The sequence below is a fragment of the Caballeronia sordidicola genome, assembly GCF_000729995.1.
Classification (GTDB): Bacteria; Pseudomonadota; Gammaproteobacteria; order Burkholderiales; family Burkholderiaceae; genus Caballeronia; species Caballeronia sordidicola_A.
Map to the genome: position 1 here is coordinate 1 of NZ_JNFG01000026.1, position 18,996 is coordinate 18,996.

20 protein-coding genes are annotated in these 18,996 nt (G+C 59.4%); 8 read left to right on the forward strand and 12 right to left on the reverse strand.

Annotated features, from left to right (window positions below; genetic code table 11):
* Positions 1-188 (forward strand): hypothetical protein (locus tag FH08_RS0123830; protein WP_031358769.1); only part of this gene is annotated, 188 nt, incomplete at its 5' end.
* Positions 189-392: 204 nt separating this feature from the next.
* Here the strand turns inward: FH08_RS0123830 and FH08_RS0123835 are convergent.
* From FH08_RS0123835 to FH08_RS0123860, 6 genes are read right to left on the reverse strand one after another with little or no spacing between them, the layout of a single operon-like run.
* Complete coding sequence (locus tag FH08_RS0123835) at positions 393-1,199, reverse strand: c-type cytochrome (RefSeq protein WP_031360771.1); 807 nt, start codon at positions 1,197-1,199, stop codon at positions 393-395.
* A complete protein-coding gene (locus FH08_RS0123840; RefSeq protein ID WP_031360772.1) occupies positions 1,196-2,824 on the reverse strand; it encodes a b(o/a)3-type cytochrome-c oxidase subunit 1 in 1,629 nt (542 codons plus the stop codon). The genes FH08_RS0123835 and FH08_RS0123840 overlap by 4 nt, the downstream gene beginning before the upstream one ends.
* Entirely contained in the window at positions 2,814-3,383 is a 570-nt protein-coding gene (locus tag FH08_RS0123845; RefSeq protein WP_031360773.1) for a cytochrome c oxidase subunit II, read from the reverse strand. The genes FH08_RS0123840 and FH08_RS0123845 overlap by 11 nt, the downstream gene beginning before the upstream one ends.
* Positions 3,380-3,538, reverse strand: a complete 159-nt coding sequence (locus tag FH08_RS51980) for a hypothetical protein (protein WP_031360774.1) — start codon at positions 3,536-3,538, stop codon at positions 3,380-3,382. Before FH08_RS51980 ends, FH08_RS0123845 begins: the two co-directional genes overlap by 4 nt.
* Before the next feature lie 7 nt (positions 3,539-3,545).
* Positions 3,546-4,760: a c-type cytochrome gene (locus FH08_RS0123855; protein ID WP_031360775.1), complete on the reverse strand. Its 1,215-nt coding sequence runs from the start codon at positions 4,758-4,760 to the stop codon at positions 3,546-3,548.
* Between the two features lie 35 nt (positions 4,761-4,795).
* Entirely contained in the window at positions 4,796-5,410 is a 615-nt protein-coding gene (locus FH08_RS0123860; protein WP_081889556.1) for a c-type cytochrome, read from the reverse strand.
* A 561-nt stretch (positions 5,411-5,971) separates the two neighbouring features.
* Between FH08_RS0123860 and FH08_RS0123865 the strand changes: the two genes are divergently transcribed.
* Positions 5,972-6,409 (forward strand): carboxymuconolactone decarboxylase family protein, encoded by a 438-nt coding sequence (locus FH08_RS0123865; protein WP_031360777.1) that lies wholly within the window; start codon positions 5,972-5,974, stop codon positions 6,407-6,409.
* Positions 6,410-6,560: 151 nt separating this feature from the next.
* Here FH08_RS0123865 and FH08_RS0123870 read toward each other — a convergent pair whose 3' ends face one another.
* On the reverse strand, positions 6,561-6,887 hold the full coding sequence (locus FH08_RS0123870; RefSeq protein ID WP_031360778.1) for a DUF4148 domain-containing protein: 327 nt from the start codon (positions 6,885-6,887) through the stop codon (positions 6,561-6,563).
* 460 nt (positions 6,888-7,347) lie between these two features.
* Between FH08_RS0123870 and FH08_RS0123880 the strand changes: the two genes are divergently transcribed.
* The 5 genes from FH08_RS0123880 (at position 7,348) to FH08_RS0123900 (ending at position 12,064) form a co-directional block, all read left to right on the forward strand.
* On the forward strand, positions 7,348-7,803 hold the full coding sequence (locus FH08_RS0123880; RefSeq protein WP_031360779.1) for a (2Fe-2S)-binding protein: 456 nt from the start codon (positions 7,348-7,350) through the stop codon (positions 7,801-7,803).
* 1 nt (position 7,804) lies between these two features.
* Complete coding sequence (locus FH08_RS0123885; RefSeq protein ID WP_031360780.1) at positions 7,805-10,039, forward strand: xanthine dehydrogenase family protein molybdopterin-binding subunit; 2,235 nt, start codon at positions 7,805-7,807, stop codon at positions 10,037-10,039.
* Positions 10,040-10,050: 11 nt separating this feature from the next.
* Positions 10,051-11,322 (forward strand): c-type cytochrome, encoded by a 1,272-nt coding sequence (locus FH08_RS0123890; protein WP_235210476.1) that lies wholly within the window; start codon positions 10,051-10,053, stop codon positions 11,320-11,322.
* A gap of 123 nt (positions 11,323-11,445) precedes the next feature.
* Positions 11,446-11,718, forward strand: a complete 273-nt coding sequence (locus FH08_RS0123895) for a hypothetical protein (RefSeq protein ID WP_031360782.1) — start codon at positions 11,446-11,448, stop codon at positions 11,716-11,718.
* 94 nt (positions 11,719-11,812) lie between these two features.
* Positions 11,813-12,064, forward strand: a complete 252-nt coding sequence (locus tag FH08_RS0123900; RefSeq protein ID WP_031360783.1) for a hypothetical protein — start codon at positions 11,813-11,815, stop codon at positions 12,062-12,064.
* 80 nt (positions 12,065-12,144) lie between these two features.
* Here the strand turns inward: FH08_RS0123900 and msrA are convergent, their stop codons facing one another.
* The 5 genes from msrA to FH08_RS0123925 all read right to left on the reverse strand — a co-directional run bounded on the left by msrA (position 12,145) and on the right by FH08_RS0123925 (position 17,373).
* Complete coding sequence (msrA, locus tag FH08_RS0123905; protein ID WP_031360784.1) at positions 12,145-12,885, reverse strand: peptide-methionine (S)-S-oxide reductase MsrA; 741 nt, start codon at positions 12,883-12,885, stop codon at positions 12,145-12,147.
* Between the two features lie 182 nt (positions 12,886-13,067).
* Positions 13,068-13,964, reverse strand: coding sequence for a class A beta-lactamase (bla, locus tag FH08_RS0123910; protein WP_031360785.1), 897 nt, complete (start codon positions 13,962-13,964; stop codon positions 13,068-13,070).
* Between the two features lie 207 nt (positions 13,965-14,171).
* Positions 14,172-15,656 carry a monocarboxylate uptake permease MctP gene (gene mctP / locus FH08_RS0123915; RefSeq protein WP_031360786.1) on the reverse strand — a complete coding sequence of 495 codons (1,485 nt, stop codon included), beginning with the start codon at positions 15,654-15,656 and terminating at the stop codon, positions 14,172-14,174.
* Positions 15,653-15,850: a DUF3311 domain-containing protein gene (locus FH08_RS0123920; protein ID WP_031360787.1), complete on the reverse strand. Its 198-nt coding sequence runs from the start codon at positions 15,848-15,850 to the stop codon at positions 15,653-15,655. The genes mctP and FH08_RS0123920 overlap by 4 nt, the downstream gene beginning before the upstream one ends.
* Before the next feature lie 281 nt (positions 15,851-16,131).
* Positions 16,132-17,373 (reverse strand): ArgE/DapE family deacylase, encoded by a 1,242-nt coding sequence (locus FH08_RS0123925; RefSeq protein WP_031360788.1) that lies wholly within the window; start codon positions 17,371-17,373, stop codon positions 16,132-16,134.
* Positions 17,374-17,736: 363 nt separating this feature from the next.
* Between FH08_RS0123925 and kynU the strand changes: the two genes are divergently transcribed.
* A complete protein-coding gene (gene kynU, locus FH08_RS0123935) occupies positions 17,737-18,987 on the forward strand; it encodes a kynureninase (RefSeq protein WP_031360790.1) in 1,251 nt (416 codons plus the stop codon).
* The last annotated feature ends 9 nt before the right edge of the window (positions 18,988-18,996 follow it).

Here is an 18,996-nt window from a genome sequence, read left to right on the forward strand (position 1 = left end):
GTAGCAACGAGAATACGAACGGCCTGCTACGTCAGTACTTCCCTAAAGGCACACGCCTGGATGGTTATTCACAAGCCGAGTTGAACAAGGTCGCCGCACTTCTGAATGGAAGACCACGTAAAACCCTCGACTTTATGACGCCCGCCGATAAACTTGCAGAAGTTATAGGTGTTGCGACCACCAGTTGAATCCGCCCGTGCCGCCACGCACAGTGGCTAATAGTGATAAAGAAATAAGTAAACCTAAGCAAACCACAAACCTTGAAAGCAGCAACCCGGCAATGACTAAGACCGCTAACGCATGAACCTGGCCACCCGGCACCGACCCCAACCGCTAGCCCCAAAACACCAAAACCCCAAACCCGTCCACCGGCGCGAGCGAAAAACCAACGCTCATGGCTGGGCCCCAGCATAATACCCCGCCGCTGCATCGATTTCCCCGGGCGTCATATTCCTCGCAATATTGCGCATCTGCTCGTTGATATCGTTATGCCGCGTGTCATTTGCGAACGCCTGCAATTGCGCCCTGGTATACGCAGCCGGCATCCCCTCGAGCCACGGAGCCCCTGCCTTGTGATCGATACCCCCATGACAAGCCGCACAAGTAGCAATGTTCCGCATTGGCGCACCATGGGACACAATATCCGGCACAGACACGGCCGGCGCCGCATCCGATCGCAGTGCCACCGGCCTAGGCAAATACGCATAGTAAGCAGCAAGATCGCGCATGTCCTGGTCGCTCAAATTCGGGACCATCGGCGACATCACCGCGCTGCGGCGTGCACCGGATTGAAAGTCGAGCAACTGCTTATAAATCACAGAAGCATACTGGCCCGCAAGATTCGGTGAGTTAGCATCACTCATACCCCGCACACCATGACACATGGTGCAACGCATGGACAAGGTCGCGCCGCGGCCGATCGACGTGCTGCTGGAATCCGCCAGCAGTTGCGGCGTCATGGCGACCGCGCTGGTCTGCACCAGCGGTACCGGCGTGGCCGACGACCCGCGCAACCATTGCTGCGGGACGCCCGCCGCGCTGCAGATCGCATTCCAGACGCCCTGGAAGGGTTGATCGCTTTGCGCCGAGGGCAGCCATATGAAACCCACGGCAACCGAGAACACGACCATCGCAAGCAGGCCGCCGACCGTGACCGTGAACCACGGGTTGCGTAACGAGAACAGGCGCTCATCGCTCATCGCTGCGGCCCTCCAATCTGAATCGCAGGGACAGATGTGTCCGAGCGAAATAGCAGCGAAGCAACCGGATAACCGTAGTTGATGAGCGTAAGGCCAATCATCAGCGCAAGCCACAGGGCAAAGCTGTTCAACGCGACCGGAATGGTCTTCGATACATGCACCGCCGTGCTGAACGTGTACTCGTCAACCACGCTCTGCGGTCCGCGATGGTTGCGAATCAGCACGATGAAAAACAGCACCGCCGAGACAACCAGGATCACACCGCCAATAGTCGAGATGATCACCAATAACGCCTGTGCAGCGATCTCCGGGTCGGTGTAATCGAAGAAGGCCATGCGCCGCGGCATGCCGAGAATGCCGGAGAAATGCCATGGAAACGTCACCACGATCATGCCGATGAACCACAACCACAACTGCTGGCGCATCAGCTTCAAATCCGTCATCGCGCGGCCGGTAAGATGCGGCCACAAATCATAGGCGATCGCGAAATACATGATGACAATCGCCCCGCCGAAGATCAGATGAAAGTGACCGGTGATCCACTGCGTGTTGTGAATGGTCGAGTCGAGCTGGTAGCTCATGTTGATGAGGCCGCCCGCCCCGCCAAAGCCGAGCATCACGAACGAAAATGCAAGCGCAAGCATCAACGGATTGTCCCAGGGCAACGCCTTGATCCAGCCAAACGTGCCCCTGCCACCACGCAAACGCGCGGCTATTTCAACCGATGCGCAAATGGTGAACACCGTCAGCAAGGTAGGCACCGCGACCAGCGCCGTGAACACCGATTGCATGAACTTGAAACCCGAACCGACTTGCGGATCCGCAAACAAATGGTGAATGCCGATCGGCATTGAAACCACAAGGAACAGGATGAACGAAATGCGCGCCATCAAATCGCTGTACAGACGGCCGCCGATCGCCCGCGGCAGGATCGTGTAATACGCTATGTAGGCAGGCATCAGCCAGAAGTACACGATCGCATGCAGCGACCACGAGAAGAACACACGGGCAAGGCCGGCGTCGATCGTCGTCTTGAAGCCAAGCGCCACGGGCAGGATCTGGAACAGGATCTCGATCGCCGCACCGACCGCAGTCCAGCCCCATAGATACGCGCCCGCCAAGGTGGCGAACATCGCAAGAGGGACCGGCACACCCTTATGCTCGCGCTTCCACAAGGCCAGGTTGATCGACATCAGCGCGACCCAAATCCACGAACCGACCACCACCAGCACGATGCCGATGTAGTAGAACGCGTTGCCAATCATCGGCGGGTAGAAGGTGTAGAGGACCGAGGCAAGGCCCATGGCGACAGGGACCATCGCCGTGACCGTCCCCACTGCCACGAGGATAAAACCCGCCCAAGCCCAGCGCGCTCCAACCAGTGGTTTCTTCAGCGCCAGTTCGGTGACCGCATAACCAAAGCCCATGGCGATCAGCGTAGGGAACACGTAGGCCATGGCCGAGCCGTGCGCCGTGACCGAGCGATAGTAAAGCTCCGGATTCTTCAGCCACGGATGCAGCGGACTGCGCACCCACATCTGCCACGCGCCGAGCAGCAACGCGCCGCCGAAGCTGATGAAACCGAGCCAGAAATGCGCGAGAACGAGTCGCTTGCTATTTAACACAGCTGAGTCTCCGCGAACCGTTAGCGTTTGCCATCTTGAGGAAAGCCGTTTTATCGATCACCTTGACGTGCGCCCACATGCTCTGATGCCCGGAGCCGCAGAACTCGTGACATGGCATCAAGTGTTCGCCCGGCTGCGTGAACGTGCTCTTGAAGGTGGAGATATAACCGGGCTCGACCATTGAATTGATATTCGTGTTCGTGATCAGGAATCCATGCACCACATCGGCACTGGTCGCGCGAAAGGTGATGGGCGTATCGGTTGGAATCAGCAGGCATTGCGGCGTGAACGAAAACTGCTGCGCAACAATACGCACGGTAACCGACCCGTCCGCTTCAACTGCGCTGCCCAGGTTGCTTTCAATAAATTCACCGCTTACGTTAAGCGTTTCGGGCCGCACGGTCTCCACTCTCGATGGCGGCATCATGGCCCAATGCAGGCCGGTGAAGATCGTCATGGCGACCAGCACCGAGAGAATGATGACGACCATAAGCGCCCATTTGCGCTCGATGCGCGCGGCTATGTCGGCAGACGCATGCGACGGGTGTTCAGTGCTCATTGGATAACGCCGCGGGGTAAGAAGACCAGGAAATAGAACGCAAACCACAAGCCGATCACAATGGCCGTTGACGTGCCAGCCAGTGCAATGGCGCCGTGCGGGCCGTCTCGCACGATCTCATCGACGGCGGCATCTTCTTGTTCGGAATCAGTCATGACGTCCTCAATAAAGTGGAGCTGAGCGCAACGTGTTGACTTCCTTTTCACCGACCGGCGTGCCGTGATTGCCCCACGCCGTGCGGATATACGTAACGACCGCCGCGACCTCGACATCGGAGAGCGACTGAGCGAACGGCGGCATGCCGTAGGGCATCGGGTTCTTCTTCGTGCCGGGAGCATATCCGCCATTCAACACCATGCGAATCGGGTTCACAGCGGAGGTCATCTGGATCGACTGGTTGTTCGCCAGCGGCGGGAAATTCGGCAGCTTGCCCTGCCCTTGCGACGCATGACACAGCGCGCATTGGGCGTCGTAGATCTTCTTGCCCAGCGGTGAAAGACTGGTCTGTTGTTCGACGACCGCGGCGGTTGCCGGCGCAGGCTTGTCGCCCGATCGCGCCGGCAGCGTCTTCAGATAGACCGCTACCGCGCGAATATCTTCGTCCGTCAGATACTGGAAGCTGTCGTACACGACCTCCGCCATGGGCCCGTATACCGCTCCACGATTCGACACGCCCGACTGCAGCAGGTCCGAAATATCTTCGATACTCCAGTCGCCCAGCCCCGCTTCCTTGTTCGACGTGAGCGAAGGTGCATACCAGTTCTGCACCGGGATCAAGCCGCCTTCGAAGCGCTTGGAGGGCGAATTGCCGCCCAGTGCATTGATTGCGGTATGGCACATCGTGCAATGCCCGAGCCCTTCGACAAGGTAAGCGCCGCGGTTCCATTCCACCGATTGCGTGGTGTCAGGCTGGTATTCACCGGGCTTCATGTACAGCATGCGCCATCCGTACAGCAAGGAGCGCTGGTTGAATGGGAACCGTAATTCATGCGCGCGATTAGGCTGATGAATGGGTGGCGTGGACAGCAGGTAGGCGTAGATCGCGTCGGAGTCGCTGCGCGTGACCTTGGTATAGGAGGCAAACGGCATGGCCGGATAAAGCAGTTCGCCGTCGCGCGCCTTGCCGGTATGCATCATGGTGTAGAACTCAGCCGAGGTCCACTTGCCGATACCAGTCTCTTTATCCGATGAAATGTTCGGCGTAAAGAGCGTGCCGAACGGTGTTTCCATCCCGCGGCCACCACCGAATAGTTTGCCGGCGGGCACCGTGTGGCAGGCAATGCAATCGCCGGCGCGAGCGAGATATTCGCCGCGTGCAATCACTGCGGGATCGGCGGCTTGTGCATTCAAAGTCACGACGCAAGCGCAAAAAAGCATTAGGGCACGGAAACTGAACACGTCTATTTCCTCGCCTATTGATTAGGAACAGTGCCGCAAGCGAGCGGCATCTTGAGTGACCCCGCCGCCACCGGTGCCGGATTCTCCGGCGCGGGCAACGAAGCCAGGTACGCCGCAATGGCCGTGATGTCCCGGTCGGCCAGTTTCGTGGCAATGCCATGCATGCAATCGGGAGCAAGCGTGGTGCGCGTGCCGTAGCGCCATGCGCCCAACTGCGCGCTGATGTAATCGGAATGCAGGCCAAGCAAGCCCGGAATGGACGGCTCCATGCCCGTCAGTGCCGCACCGTGGCACGCAACGCATGCGGGAATCTTGCGTGACGCGGCACCGCTATTGACCAGGGTCTTGCCTAGCGCAAGCGTCGCGGTATCGGCAGTGACAGGCGCAGGCGCGGGAAATGGCGGATGCTCGGCGGCGAAGTACTCCGCAATCTTCATCAGATACGGATCAGGGAGATATGCCAATAAATAATTCATTGGCGGGTACTTGCGACGACCGTCCCTAAAGGCGAGCAATTGGTTGTAAAGATAACCAGCGGGCTTGCCTGCGAGCCGCGGGTAATAGTCGTTGCTCGTGCCCTCACCCTGCGCGCCATGGCACGCCGCGCAACCAAGCACGCGCGCCTGCATGGTGTCAGGCGCCTTCTCGGCCGGCGCCGCCTCGCCAGCGGCGAATGCATGCAGGCTTGAAGTCGCGAGCAGCACTAAAGTTAAGACGAAGCTGCGTATGCCCACCGTTGTATCCCTCGATCGGGTTTTTGTGTCTGCAGTATTTCACTACAGCTCATTTTTTATAAACCACGCGACTGCTCTGGTAGATGAGCTTAAAGCACTTGCGCCAATTTGCCGAGCGCTAAGATTCACATGATTTCTCGCATTATTGACCAATATTGAGATGATTCAACATGTGGAAATAGTGAGCTCGAACGTTCAATGATCCAAGTCAAGGAAGCGCATTATTTCTCGCACTCAGGTTTTTTCTTTAAGCGTTTTGCTAGCGTGCGGAAGTCTGGCTAGACGGCGAGCCCGCCGCCGCTCGAGTGGCTGGCACACATAGGCTAACCAGGCTCGGAGGCTTAATCACTGGTTACCTGAAATTAGGCAAAATCGGCTATTTGAAAGATCCAGTGAAGCGTCTAGTCTTACTCATGTCGCGCCGCGTTGCGCATCGTCTAAATCAAAGGAGCCGTCATGCAAACTCGTCTGGATTTCTACAAAGCAAAGCCGTCCGCCATCAAGGCCCTGGTTGGGCTGGAAGAGTACATCGGTAAGTCATCGCTGGAAAAGTCGCTGGCGGAACTGGTTCGTCTGCGTGCATCGCAGATCAATGGGTGTGCATTTTGCGTCGACATGCACACGACCGATGCGCGCAAGGGCGGCGAGACGGATCGCCGGCTGGCAGCCGTGGTGGTATGGCGTGAGACGCCATTCTTCACAGACCGCGAACGCGCAGCACTGGAATGGACCGAAGCGCTCACGCTGGTCTCCCACGACCACGTACCCGATGCCGTCTGGGAAGCGGTGCATCCGCATTTCACTCAGGAAGAGATCGTCGACCTGACGCTGCTGGTGTCGTCGATCAACAGTTGGAACCGTTTTGCGATCGCGTTCCGCAAGATGCCGGTCTGATCAAACGAGCACGGCGCAGACGATGAATCGGTCTGCGCCATGCCCAGCATTTGGGTTGTAGCGTGTGACTCGCCGGACATTGATTGGCCCGGTCTGTCTCAGCAGTAACGCTTGGCGGTCACACGACCACCAATTGCGCGACACACTCTGTTCACGACCCTGCATAGATATTGCAGAAGCTCACAGGTCCGACGCAGGTTTCGGGACTTTGCGAACCACTCATCCGTGCGCGCGGCGCGCCAGCGTTCGAGCCGGCAGCAACGCCGCCATACGCGCTCGCGTTTTTCCTCTGATTGTCGGCCTGGTTCTGAAACACCGGCGGGACATCCGGGTACGATGCATCCGACACGTACTCCGAACCATTTTGTTGCGCTTCCACCAGTTGCTGGCGGACTTCGGCACGGGTCAGTCCTTGCGCGAAAGCGCTCGATGAAAAGAGGACGGCGACGGACAACGTGAGCAAGGAAAGTGTCTTCATTTTCGACTCCAGTGTGTTTAACGGGTTGGTACAAGGGCAAACCCATTTCCCACCGGATTTATTCCTGATCTGTCGAAAATAAATAGAAGCGCGCCTGCACGACACGATCAGCACTCAGACAAATATGGCAGCACCAAGAAAAAGCTGCCTGGCGCGCTTTGCACCTGAACAGGGCGCTCCCTGCTTGCCCGACATTTGCAGCGCACTCTCGCCCGCCAACCCACGCGGTTGCATATTCTACGTACCGTCCCCTTCATGCACCGCGTTCGCCACATAGACGACCGCTCGCAGCGCCTGCCCGATCGGCACGCTAGCAATGACCTTGTTCGTCAAGGTATCTCGCGGCCCACACGCGCGCAACCAGGGCCTACAGGCGACTCAGCACGAATCTTCGTAATCTTGTATAAGGTTTCGGATTAAGAACGACTATAAAAATCCCTCACGACAACAGGAGTTGCAGATGACGACCCTATCCATCAACGGCGAATCTCACACGGTCGACGCCCCTCCCGACATGCCGCTTCTCTGGGTGCTGCGTGACCTGGTCGGTCTGACGGGCACAAAATTTGGCTGCGGTATCGCGCAATGCGGCGCGTGCACAGTCCATCTCGACGGTCAGGCCGTACGCTCCTGCGTGCTGCCGATCGCGGCGGTGGGCAATCGAAAGGTGACGACCATCGAGGCCGTCAGCACCACGCCCGTGGGCAAGAAAGTGCAGGAGGCATGGCTTGCGCTCGATGTTGTGCAGTGCGGGTACTGTCAGTCGGGTCAGGTGATGTCGGCGGCTTCGCTGATCGCCTCGAACCCCAACCCCTCGGATGCCGATATCGACGCTGCAATGGCGGGCAACATCTGCCGCTGCGGTACGTACAACCGTATCCGTGCCGCCGTCAAGCACGCCGCCAAGGGGGCGTGACATGTCGCGAGGATTACTCGATGCACAGAACCGCCGCACGCCCGACGGCCTTAATCGGCGCACATTTTTAAAGCTGGGGATATCGGTCGGCGCTGCGGTTGGCGGCGGATTGATGCTCGGATTCAGCCTGCCCGCGGCAAGCCAGGGCGAGGCACCCAAGGGTAAGTCGGTGATCGGCGGCGACGGCAACGAAGCGCCGCAAAGCGGTGTATTCGAGCCCAACGCGTTTGTGCAGATCGACGCAACGGGCAAGGTTACGCTGGTGATTCCCAAGGTGGAAATGGGTCAGGGAGTCTATACCGCCATCCCCATGCTGATTGCGGAAGAACTGGAAGTGCCGCTGGACAGCGTGGTGATCGATCACGCGCCGCCCAACGAAAAGCTCTTTATGGACCCGCTGCTCGGCGGCCAGTTGACCGGCGGCTCGACTTCGATCCGCTATGCATGGGAGCCCATGCGAAAGGCCGGTGCAACGGCACGCGTGATGCTGATAACCGCTGCGGCGCAGCAATGGCAGGTCGACGCTGCGTCGTGCCACGCAGAGAAAGGCGAAGTGGTCCATGCCGCGAGCAATCGCCGCATCGGCTATGGACAACTCGTCGATGCCGCCGCGAACCTGCCCGCGCCACAGAACGTGCCGCTCAAGGACCCGAAAGATTTCAAGCTGATCGGCACCGCTGCCAAGCGCCTCGACTCGCCTGAAAAAGTGGACGGCACGGCAGTGTTCGGACTCGATGTGCGGGTGCCGGGCATGGTCTATGCCGCCATCGTGAACAGCCCGGTGTTCGGCGGAACGCTTGCCTCCGTCGATGATACGAACGCGAAGAAAATCCCCGGCGTTCGCCAGGTGATCCGGATCGACAACGGCGTAGCCGTGATCGGCGACCATACGTGGGCGGCCAAGCGCGGTGCGGCAGCGCTCGATATCACATGGAACGAAGGCCGCGGTGCGGACTTTTCGACGGCCAAGGTAGTCCAGCAGCTCGCCGATGCATCGAAGCGCGATGGTGCGGTGGCGCGCAAGGACGGCGACGTGAAGAAGGGCTTCAACGACGCCAAGACACGCGTTGACGCCGTGTACCAGCAACCCTTCCTCGCGCACGCCACCATGGAGCCGGTGAACTGCACGGTGTCTGTGCGCGCTGATGGCTGCGATATCTGGGTCGGCACGCAAGTGCCCACGCGTGCAGTGGATACCGCCGTGAAGATCACCGGTCTTACCGCCGACAAGATCACCGTGCACAACCACTTGCTCGGCGGCGGCTTTGGACGCCGGCTGGAAACCGATTTCATCGGCCAGGCGCTGAAGGTCGGCAAGCAGGTCGGCACGCCCGTGAAGGTCACGTGGACGCGCGAGGAGGACGTCCAGCACGACATGTATCGCCCGTACTACTACGATGTCATCTCCGCCGGCCTCGATGCCAATGGCCGCCCGGTCGCGTGGCAGCATCGCATTGTGGGGTCGTCTATATTGGCGCGGTTCGCCCCGCCTGCGGTCAAGAACGGCGTTGATCCGGATGCGGTGGAAGTGGCCGCCGATCTTCCCTACGACCTCCCGAATCAACTGATCGACTATGTGCGCCAGGAACCCATGGACGTGCCCACCGCGTTCTGGCGCGGCGTAGGTCCGACTCGCGGCACCTTCGTGGTCGAAAGTTTCATGGACGAACTGGCCGCGCAGGCGAAGGTCGATCCGGTGAAGTATCGCCACGACTTGCTGGGCAAGACACCGCGCGCGCAGAACGTGCTCGATGTCGCCGCTCGTGAAGCCGGCTGGGGCAATACGCTGCCTAAGGGCCAGGGACGCGGGGTATCGGTGATGCACGCGTTCGGCAGCTTCTTCGGCATGGTCGTGGACGTCACCGTGAACGGCGACGGCGAAGTGGCCGTGAACCGCGTGGTCTGCGCGGTGGATTGCGGCATGGTGGTCAATCCGAACACCATCGAGGCGCAGATCCAGGGCGGCATTATCTTCGGCATCACGGCAGCGCTGTATAGCGAGATCACGATCAAGGACGGCCGCGTCGAACAATCCAACTTCACGGATTACCGGATGCTGCGAATCGATCAGGCGCCGCCTATCGAGGTGCATATCGTGAAGAGTAGCGAGGCGCCGGGAGGCATCGGTGAACCCGGGACGGCGGCTCTCGCGCCCGCCCTGACCAACGCGATTTTTGCCGCCACCGGCAAGCGCTTGCGGCAGTTGCCCGTTGGCCGTCAACTGCAAAGCGCATGAGGGAACACACAATGATCAAACATCTTGTTGCTTCCCTGGCGCTCACGTTCGGCTTGCCTCTGCTGGCTCATGCCGTTGCAAATGACGATCCGCTGGTTGCCCGTGGCGCATATCTCGCGAAAGTGGGCGATTGCGTAGCCTGTCATTCCGCGCCCAAGGGCAAGCCGTTCGCCGGCGGCCTGCCGATGACCACACCCATGGGCAAGATCTATACGACCAACATCACGCCAGATCCGGATACGGGTATCGGCAAGTGGAGCGAGGAGGATTTCGAAAAGGCGTTGCGCCAGGGCGTGGCGAAGGACGGTCACAACCTCTATCCGGCAATGCCCTACACGTCCTATGCAAAGGTCCGCGACGACGACGTAAAGGCGCTCTACGCGTACTTCATGAAAGGGGTCGCGCCGGTGAACCAGGCGAACCGGCCATCGGATATTCCGTTCCCGCTGAACATGCGCTGGCCGCTCAGGTTCTGGAACATGGTGTTCCTCGATAAAGACGTGTATCGCGACAAGGACGGCAAAGATGTTGCGTGGAATCGCGGTGCTTACCTGATCCAGGGCCTGGGCCATTGCAGCGCGTGCCACACGCCTCGCGGTATTGCTTTTCAGGAAAAAGCACGGGATGAAAGCGGCAGCGCGTGGCTGACAGGCGGTGTACTCGACGGCTGGTTTGCGTCCAACCTGACGGGCGAGCAGAACGTCGGGCTGGGCCGCTGGTCGGATGCTGACTTGACCACGTTCCTGAAGACCGGAGCGAATGCCCATGCGTCGGCGTTCGGGTCCATGACGGATGTGATCAACCACAGCACACAGGGCATGAGCGATCAGGATCTGGCAGCCATGTCGGCGTATCTGAAGTCGTTGCCGGCGGCAGGCGGCACGAACGCGCCGGCCTATGCCTATGATTCGAAGGCTACCGCCGCTCTCCTCCAGCATCCCGCCAACGATGCAGGTGCGAAGGTGTACACCGCGTACTGCATGCATTGTCACGGTGTGGATGGCCGTGCGTTCGCACCGCTGCTAGCGCCCCTGGCGGGCAATCCGAACGTGCTGGAGAAGGATGCATCGTCGCTGATCAGCGTCACGCTGAACGGCACGCAGGATCTCGTGATACAAGGCATCCCCGCTGCGTATCCGATGCCGAAATACGCGCCGGTGCTCAACGATCAGCAGATCGCCGATGTGCTCACGTTCATTCGCGCTGGATGGAACAATGGCGCGCCCGCAGTCGGTACGGCTGATGTCGCGAAGCTGCGCAAGAGCACGCAGGCATCGCAGTAAGTCGTTACTGGCCTTAGCGAAAGCGGCGGTGGATTTTCAAGTCGGCCGCCGCTTTTCGTAAATCAAGGGTCTCCACGGCGTTCGCGGTCATAATAAGACTCCTCGATGAACAGGGAGACGGCCATGCATCAAGATGTTGAAGTTGGCGACTACCTTCTGACTATAAACGTCGAGTCGAAATACGATCCACCTGATGCAGACAAGGTGATCGGTTTTAACGTTCGCGTGATTGTGACTCGCCATGACGGAACGCCGGTTCATGGCCGCACGCACGCCGAAGATTCCGGAGAACTGACCGGTAGTCACGGGCCTTACGTCACGATGGCGGAGGCCATTGCGCACGGAGAAGCTTGGGGCAGGCACTTCGTCGCTCGCGTGTTGGGCGGGGCGGTCTAGATTCCATCGGTTTGGTACCGGCAATGATGGCGTGCCGATCTCGCCGGTCATAGCCGCTCGCGGCGGTCCCGCGATCCTGAGGAGGGAGGTTTCCATGTGGGAAAGAATAGACTACAGGGGCTTTGAGATCTGGGTGCTGCCCATCCTTGCATATGGACCTCCCACGCCAGATACCCCTTACCACTACAACGGGTACGTGTGCCGACCGGGCGCGGACCTGCGTCATGCCGGGCAACGTACCCAGTTTTATGAGCTCGGCAACGACTTCGAGACCGAAGCAAAGGCGCTGGACGCGGCCTATCATGCGGGACGCGAACTCGTCGACAAGCTGATAGAAAACCGCTGAGCCGCGGCGTCGATCGATCGCGTGAGCGGCAGAAACCCGCAAGCCGTCAGGCCGCGGGTTTCAACTCCACCACCTTTCCATTACTCCGCTGCCACGCTCAGCAGCACCGGTTTGTCGCGATACAGCGTCGGATACAGGCGCTTCAGGTTCTCGACCTTGGGCAGGTCGTTGATCGCGATATACGGCGCATCCGGATGCAGCGTCAAATAGTTCTGGTGATAAGACTCGGCAGGATAAAAACCCTTGAGCGCGTCTGTCTTCGTCACGATCGGCGAGGAGAAGACATGCGCCTTGTCGAGTTGCGCGATATAGCTTTGCGCGATGCGCTTTTGCATGTCGTTGGCCGGAAAGATTGCCGAGCGATATTGCGTTCCGCTGTCCGGGCCTTGCCGGTTCAATTCCGTCGGGTCATGAGCGACCGAGAAATAGATCTGCAGCAACTTGCCGTAAGTGATCTTCGTCGGGTCGTAAGTGATCTGCACGGATTCGGCATGACCCGTCTGGCCCCCGCTGACGGTCTCGTATTGCGCGGTCTGGGGTTGACCACCGGCGTAGCCCGACACAACTTTCGTCACACCGTTGACGTGCTGGAACACGCCTTGAACGCCCCAAAAACAACCGCCTGCCAGCACGGCGGTTTCCTGGTGCGTTCCATTCGCGGGTTCATCGAGCGCGGGGGGTGCAATGACGACTGCGGCTTCTGACGAATGCGCCAGGTGCATGGATGCGAACAAGATGCCGGCGCCCAGGCCGATAGCCGTCAACAACGCCGCGCCGCGCGAACGCAGGAACGTGGCAGGATTTTGCTTCGTGGAAATCATGGAGTACCTCCGGGTTTCAGGACGACGCGCTTGACGTGCGCCCGGTAGACAAATGCAGGGCGAGCGCCAAAGCGTCCTCCTCTTGCCTAATGTTAGCGCGCCCGGAGACGTGTGGAAGCTTGATGACAAAGATGTCATCGAGAGGTCATGGAAAGGTCAGGGCGAAGTGCGCCAGAAACCACTCACGCAAACGCACCCACGACAATCCGCGTCGCCGATGCCACCACGTCGTTACGCGCCTTTGCGTCCTGCTCTCTTTGAGTCAGGTAAATGGTCAGGACAACGGGTGGTTTTCCTGGTGGCCACAGTACGCCGATGTCGTTCGTCGTACCGTAGTCGCCCGAACCGGTCTTGTCGCCGATCATCCAATGCGCCGGCAAAGCGGCAGCGATTTTTCCGGCACCGGTGGTATTGCCTAGCAGCCAAGTTTGCAGTTGGCTGCGTTGCGAAGCACCGAGCGCATCACCTAGTGCCACGCGCTGCAGGCTTTGCGCCATCGCCGTCGGCGTGGATGTATCGCGCGGGTCGCCGGGTATCGCGGTATTCAGTTCAGGCTCCCAGCGATCCAGATGGAACTGGTTATCGCCGATCGAGCGAGCGAATGCAGTCACCGTTTCCGGGCCGCCTACCAGCTTCATCAACAGATTGGCTGCAGTGTTGTCGCTATATTGCAGCGCGGCAGCACAGAGTTCCGCGACTGTCATTCCTGTAGCGATCTGTTTTTTGGTGATGGGCGCCCACGACAGCAGCTCGCTCTGCGTGTAATGAATCCGACGATCAAGCAGCCCCTTTTGAAGCGCACTCTGTTCAAGGACCGCGGATACCAGCACTAATTTAAAGGTGCTGCAGAGCGGAAAACGCTCGTCCGCGCGAAAGTCCACCCGCTTGCCATCGGCGGTGTTCAGCGCAGCTACACCAAGGCGTCCTCCGGCATTGCTTTCCAGTTGCTTCAGCTGGTCTTCTGCAGATGAACTGCCGGTGGTTGCACGCCACGACGTACACGCGCTGACAATGGGGATCATGAGCGCAGACGTCAGCAATGAACGGCGGCGCGGGGAGTAAACGTTTGAATGTTGCATCGATTTGGAAACAGGGGAATGTTGCGGAAGTGTTGCCGAAGTACTGCAAATCACGGGGGAACAACGAGCAAGGAACGCTCGACGCCGAAGCTTACAGGCCGGATTCGGATTCCACAATCGACACGCGCTAGCGACGTGCAGATGACTAGCTCAATGCGCGAAAAATCTTGCGCATCGACCCGAGCAACGGCGCCCTCGCCCTCCTCCCTACGTCGCCTGCTGAACCTGCGCACGCCTCGGCGTGACCATCGATACAACAAACGCCACCACAATATTCAACGCCAGCGCGATCAGCCCGATATACAGCGGATACGTCGCGCCCCCTGCATGCAGCGCGAACACCGGCTTCAAACCTTGCGCGATCGCCATGCCGCTTCCGAGCACGATCCCCGCCAGCCAGCCGAGGAACAGCCCCGGCGTGTTCAGCCGACGCGTGTAAAGCGAGAACACCATGGCTGGGAATATCTGCAGGATCCACATGCCACCGAGCAATTGCAGATCGATCGCATACTGCGTCGGCAGGAACACGATAAACAGCAGCGCACCGAACTTCACAACTAGCGATACCAGTTTCGCTGTCTTCGCTTCCTTCTCGGGCGTGATGTCACGCGCCATCATCGGCCACAGGTTACGCGTGAACAGGTTCGCGGCGCCAATCGACATGATTGCCGCCGGCACGAGCGCGCTGATCGCAATGGCCGCGGCCGCGAAGCCGACGAACCATGAAGGGAACAACTGCCCGAACAACGCGGGCACGACATCGGACGCGGATTGCACCTTGATGCCCGCGGCAATCGCCATGTAGCCGAGCAACGCGATCAGTCCGAGCAGCAGCGTGTACGCGGGCAGGAAGATAGCATTCTTGCGCACGGTAGCAGCCGACGACGACGACAATATCGCGGTCATGGTATGCGGATACATGAACGCGGCAAGCGCCGAACCTAACGCAAGCGATGCGTAGGCTGTGAATTGCGTCGGCTTGAGGATAATCCCGGTCGCACCGCCCTTGGCTGTGAAGAACTGGTCGGCGGCGTCGAACACGTGCGCGTAGCCGCCGAGTTTCGATGGAATCAGCCAGACCGCCGCGATCACCACGATATAAATCATGATGTCCTTCACGAACGCGATCATGGCCGGCGCGCGCAAGCCGCTGGTGTACGTGTAGAGCGCGAGGATCACGAACGCAACAATCAGCGGCAACTCGCCGCTCACGCCCAGACCCTTGATCACGACCTGCATGCCCACGAGTTGCAATGCAATGTACGGCATGGTCGCGACAATACCGGTCACTGCCACGGCCGCCGGGAACCACTTGCCGCCATACTCGCCCTGCACATAATCGGCGGCCGTAATGTGGTTCTTCGCGTGAGCGATCTTCCATAGCTTCGGCATGACGGCAAACACAAACGGATAAACAATGATGGTGTAAGGCAGCGCGAAGAAACCATAGGCGCCTACGGAATACACCAAAGCGGGTACGGCAATGACGGTATAGGCGGTGTAGAAATCGCCCCCTACCAGGAACCATGAAATCACGGTGCCGAACTGGCGGCCGCCCAAGCCCCATTCATGCAGTTGCGTCAGGTCGCCGCGTTTCCAGCGCGCCGCGAAAAATCCCACTACCGTCACCAGCAGGAAGAAGGCGATAAAGACGGTCATGGCCACCGGGTTGACCGGAACGATATCGCTCATTTGACACCTCTATATACGATGTAAATGATCAGCGAAGTCAGCGGGACCCATAGAAACTGATACCAATAGAAGAATGGGAACCCTGCGAAAGACGGGCGGGTATCGTTATAAAAAGGCAGCCAGAGCAAGGCGACGTACGGAATGAGCAAGATCAGCCAAAGCCAGGAATGCTTTGTCTCTTCTGATGTTTTCATAGTGGTTTGATTCGAGATTGAGGTTCAACCTGTCGCGCTTCGCGACGGACGACCGGGCGCCGCAGTGAAGCTCAAATAACGACACTCGGAATTATGTTCGCGTTTTTGAAGACGTGCTGAATGCCCAAGCGGGAGGAGCCTGGAATACCGGTCGATTGGGGAGATTGAGGCGGCCTGCGGTTGCTGCTTGCTGCTTGCTGCGGGGAGCGGCGGTTGGATTTTAAAGCGGGATACGGCTTCGTTCCTTTGCAAGGCCGCAAAGGAACGAAGCATATAAACACTTAGGGTTTTGGTCCAAGCAAATCCGCAAGCGCAATCGCAACTGTTTTCGTCGCTACCTTCAAGTCTTCAAGCGCGACCCGCTCGTCGGCCCGATGTCCATTAGCCTCAAGCAGCGTGCGCGGACCGGCGCCATAAATGACGGTCGGTACGCCCGCCTCGCAATACAAGCGGGCATCGGTATAAAGCGGCACACCTTCGGTAGGAATGTCGCGTTGCAGCGTAACCAGGGCCGCTCGTTGCAACGCTTGTGACAAGCGCTCCGCACCGTCAAGCGAGCGCAACGGCGACGTCACCAACACCTCTTGTATCTCCACGCCAATGCCCGGCAAGCCTTCCACCGACGCCATGATCAGCGCCTTCAATTGCTTGAGCACGTCTTGCGGATTCTCTTCCGGCACCACGCGCCGGTCGAATCGCAAACTCACCTTGTCGGGCACCACATTCGTGTTGATGCCGCCTTTGATCAGACCCACCACTAACGTAGGATGGTCGATGCCCGGCGTCTGCGAATGGATCTCGCGCAATGCTGCCCGATGCGCATACAGCGCATTGAGCACCGCCGTAGCGGCCTCCAGCGCGTCATACCCGGTATCGGGCCGCGCCGCGTGCGCCGACTTGCCCCGCACCGTGACTTCCAGGTGGATCGCGCCATTGTGCGCGGTCGTTATCGAATAGGAAAAGCCTGCACAGATGGCGTAGTCAGGCTTCACGATGCCCTGCTTCAGCAACCACTCCGGTCCGATCAGGCCGCCAGTTTCTTCGTCATAGGTCAGGTGCAGCTCCACCGTCCCGGCAAGCGTCGCACCACTCTCGATCAACGCCTTCAACGCGAACGCATAGGTGGCAAAGTCCGATTTCGATACCGCCGCCCCGCGCCCGATCATGAAACCATCGCGAATCTCCGCGCCGTATGGATCGGCGGTCCAGCCATCGCCGGGGGGCACCACGTCGCCGTGAGCGTTCAGCGCGATCACCGGCCCCGCGCCAAAGCGATGGCGAACCACCAGGTTCGTCGCGCTGATCATGCCGGCGCGCGTGACGTCTTGCGCCGGCACTACGTGGCGTTCGACCGCGAAGCCGATCCTTTCCAACCATTGCGCCGCCATCTCCGCGTGGCCCGCGCAATCGCCCGGCGGATTGTCAGACGGTTTTTGCACGAGCGCGGAAAGAAACTGGACCTCCTGGTCAAAGTGGTTGTCGACGCAGTCGGTCAGGGTCGAGGTGAGAACGGGTGAGGTCATGAGCGATGATCTATCCAGGTAACTAGCTAAGGGTTGGCTGCATGGTAAAGAGTAGCGCGAGAGTAACGCGAGTAGCGCAAGTGACGCCGCTGCCGGCGAGCGGCGCCAGCTTAAGCGATCCGGCGCACGCCTTGGTGAGCGCACCCGAATGCCACACATAACAGATCGCCATCAATTTATCGCGCTTAAGCGCGGTTTTCATCGAAGAATATTGCATCAAGATCCAAGCGCCGCGTTTGTTTCGCAATCAATTAAAGCACGTTCTCGGCTAAGCTTTATGCATGGGCACGCGCTCCGCCAGACGGCGCCGAGACGTGGATTTCCGTCACGCACGGACACAATAACTCACCGGAATACGCTTCAATGAACCATAGAGACGATGCCGCGGCACTCGACCGCGACGATCCGCTAGCCCATTTGCGCGACCAGTTCGCGCTTGGTCACGACACTATCTATCTTGATGGCAACTCGCTTGGCGTAGCGCCGAAGGCCGCCGCTTCACGCGCCGCCGCTGTCATTACCGGCGAATGGGCCGACGGTTTGATCCGCTCGTGGAATACCGCAGGATGGTTCGCGTTGCCCAAGCGGCTTGGCAACAAGCTGGCTCCGTTGATTGGCGCGGCCGAGGACGAAGTGGTCGTCACCGACACCATCTCCATCAACCTCTTCAAGATCCTGTCGGCAGCGCTGCGGGTAGCCAACGAGCGCGATCCGAAGCGCCGTGTCATCGTCTCCGAACGCTCGAATTTTCCGACCGATCTCTACATCGCGCAAGGCCTGATCGAGCAGTTAGATCGCGGATATGAACTGCGACTTGTCGATCATGCATCCGAGCTCGCCACCGCTATCGACGAGAACACGGCCGTCGCCATGATCACGCACGTGAACTATCGCACCGGCGCCATGCACGACATGAGCGCGTTGACCCGCGTGATCCATCAAGCGGGCGCGCTCGCAGTCTGGGACCTGGCTCATTCAGCGGGCGCGGTCCCGGTCGATTTACACGCCGCCGGCGCGGATTACGCGGTCGGCTGCACCTATAAGTACCTGAATGGCGGACCGGGCTCGCCCGCGTTTATCTGGGTGCCCAAGCGGCTGCAGAATAATTTCTCGCAACCGCTGTCCGGCTGGTGGGGACACAAAAAACCCTTTGAAATGAGCCCTGAGTATCGACCCGATGACGGTATCGGCCGGTTCCTGTGCGGCACGCAACCTATTGTCTCGATGTCGATGGTCGAATGCGGCCTCGACGTATTCGGGCAAACCGATATGACCACGTTGCGCCGGAAATCGCTGGCGCTGAGTGACCTGTTCATCGAACTCGTGGAGACACGTTGCAGCGAATTTCCATTGCAGCTCGTGACGCCGCGGGCACACGCCGAACGCGGATCGCAGGCAAGCTTTGAACATCCGCACGGGTACGAGGTCATGCAGGCGCTGATCGCGCGTAACGTGATTGGCGATTACCGCGAGCCTCGCATCTTGCGTTTTGGGTTCACGCCGCTTTATACGCGCTATGTGGATGCATGGGACGCCGTTGAAACACTGCGCGACGTGCTTGCGACCGAAGCATGGCGTGCACCCGAGTTCGCCGAACGTGGCGCCGTTACCTGACCCAGGCGG

What these genes read in the sequence shown, in the direction of transcription:
- FH08_RS0123835 (WP_031360771.1), bottom strand. Translation starts at nt 1,199, where the DNA reads ATGAGCGATGAGCGCCTGTTCTCGTTACGCAACCCGTGGTTCACGGTC.
- FH08_RS0123845 (WP_031360773.1), bottom strand. Translation starts at nt 3,383, where the DNA reads ATGAGCACTGAACACCCGTCGCATGCGTCTGCCGACATAGCCGCGCGC.
- FH08_RS51980 (WP_031360774.1), bottom strand. Translation starts at nt 3,538, where the DNA reads ATGACTGATTCCGAACAAGAAGATGCCGCCGTCGATGAGATCGTGCGA.
- FH08_RS0123855 (WP_031360775.1), bottom strand. Translation starts at nt 4,760, where the DNA reads ATGCTTTTTTGCGCTTGCGTCGTGACTTTGAATGCACAAGCCGCCGAT.
- FH08_RS0123860 (WP_081889556.1), bottom strand. Translation starts at nt 5,410, where the DNA reads ATGCAGGCGCGCGTGCTTGGTTGCGCGGCGTGCCATGGCGCGCAGGGT.
- FH08_RS0123865 (WP_031360777.1), top strand. Translation starts at nt 5,972, where the DNA reads ATGCAAACTCGTCTGGATTTCTACAAAGCAAAGCCGTCCGCCATCAAG.
- FH08_RS0123870 (WP_031360778.1), bottom strand. Translation starts at nt 6,887, where the DNA reads ATGAAGACACTTTCCTTGCTCACGTTGTCCGTCGCCGTCCTCTTTTCA.
- FH08_RS0123880 (WP_031360779.1), top strand. Translation starts at nt 7,348, where the DNA reads ATGACGACCCTATCCATCAACGGCGAATCTCACACGGTCGACGCCCCT.
- FH08_RS0123885 (WP_031360780.1), top strand. Translation starts at nt 7,805, where the DNA reads ATGTCGCGAGGATTACTCGATGCACAGAACCGCCGCACGCCCGACGGC.
- FH08_RS0123890 (WP_235210476.1), top strand. Translation starts at nt 10,051, where the DNA reads ATGATCAAACATCTTGTTGCTTCCCTGGCGCTCACGTTCGGCTTGCCT.
- FH08_RS0123895 (WP_031360782.1), top strand. Translation starts at nt 11,446, where the DNA reads ATGCATCAAGATGTTGAAGTTGGCGACTACCTTCTGACTATAAACGTC.
- FH08_RS0123900 (WP_031360783.1), top strand. Translation starts at nt 11,813, where the DNA reads ATGTGGGAAAGAATAGACTACAGGGGCTTTGAGATCTGGGTGCTGCCC.
- msrA (WP_031360784.1), bottom strand. Translation starts at nt 12,885, where the DNA reads ATGATTTCCACGAAGCAAAATCCTGCCACGTTCCTGCGTTCGCGCGGC.
- bla (WP_031360785.1), bottom strand. Translation starts at nt 13,964, where the DNA reads ATGCAACATTCAAACGTTTACTCCCCGCGCCGCCGTTCATTGCTGACG.
- mctP (WP_031360786.1), bottom strand. Translation starts at nt 15,656, where the DNA reads ATGAGCGATATCGTTCCGGTCAACCCGGTGGCCATGACCGTCTTTATC.
- FH08_RS0123920 (WP_031360787.1), bottom strand. Translation starts at nt 15,850, where the DNA reads ATGAAAACATCAGAAGAGACAAAGCATTCCTGGCTTTGGCTGATCTTG.
- FH08_RS0123925 (WP_031360788.1), bottom strand. Translation starts at nt 17,373, where the DNA reads ATGACCTCACCCGTTCTCACCTCGACCCTGACCGACTGCGTCGACAAC.
- kynU (WP_031360790.1), top strand. Translation starts at nt 17,737, where the DNA reads ATGAACCATAGAGACGATGCCGCGGCACTCGACCGCGACGATCCGCTA.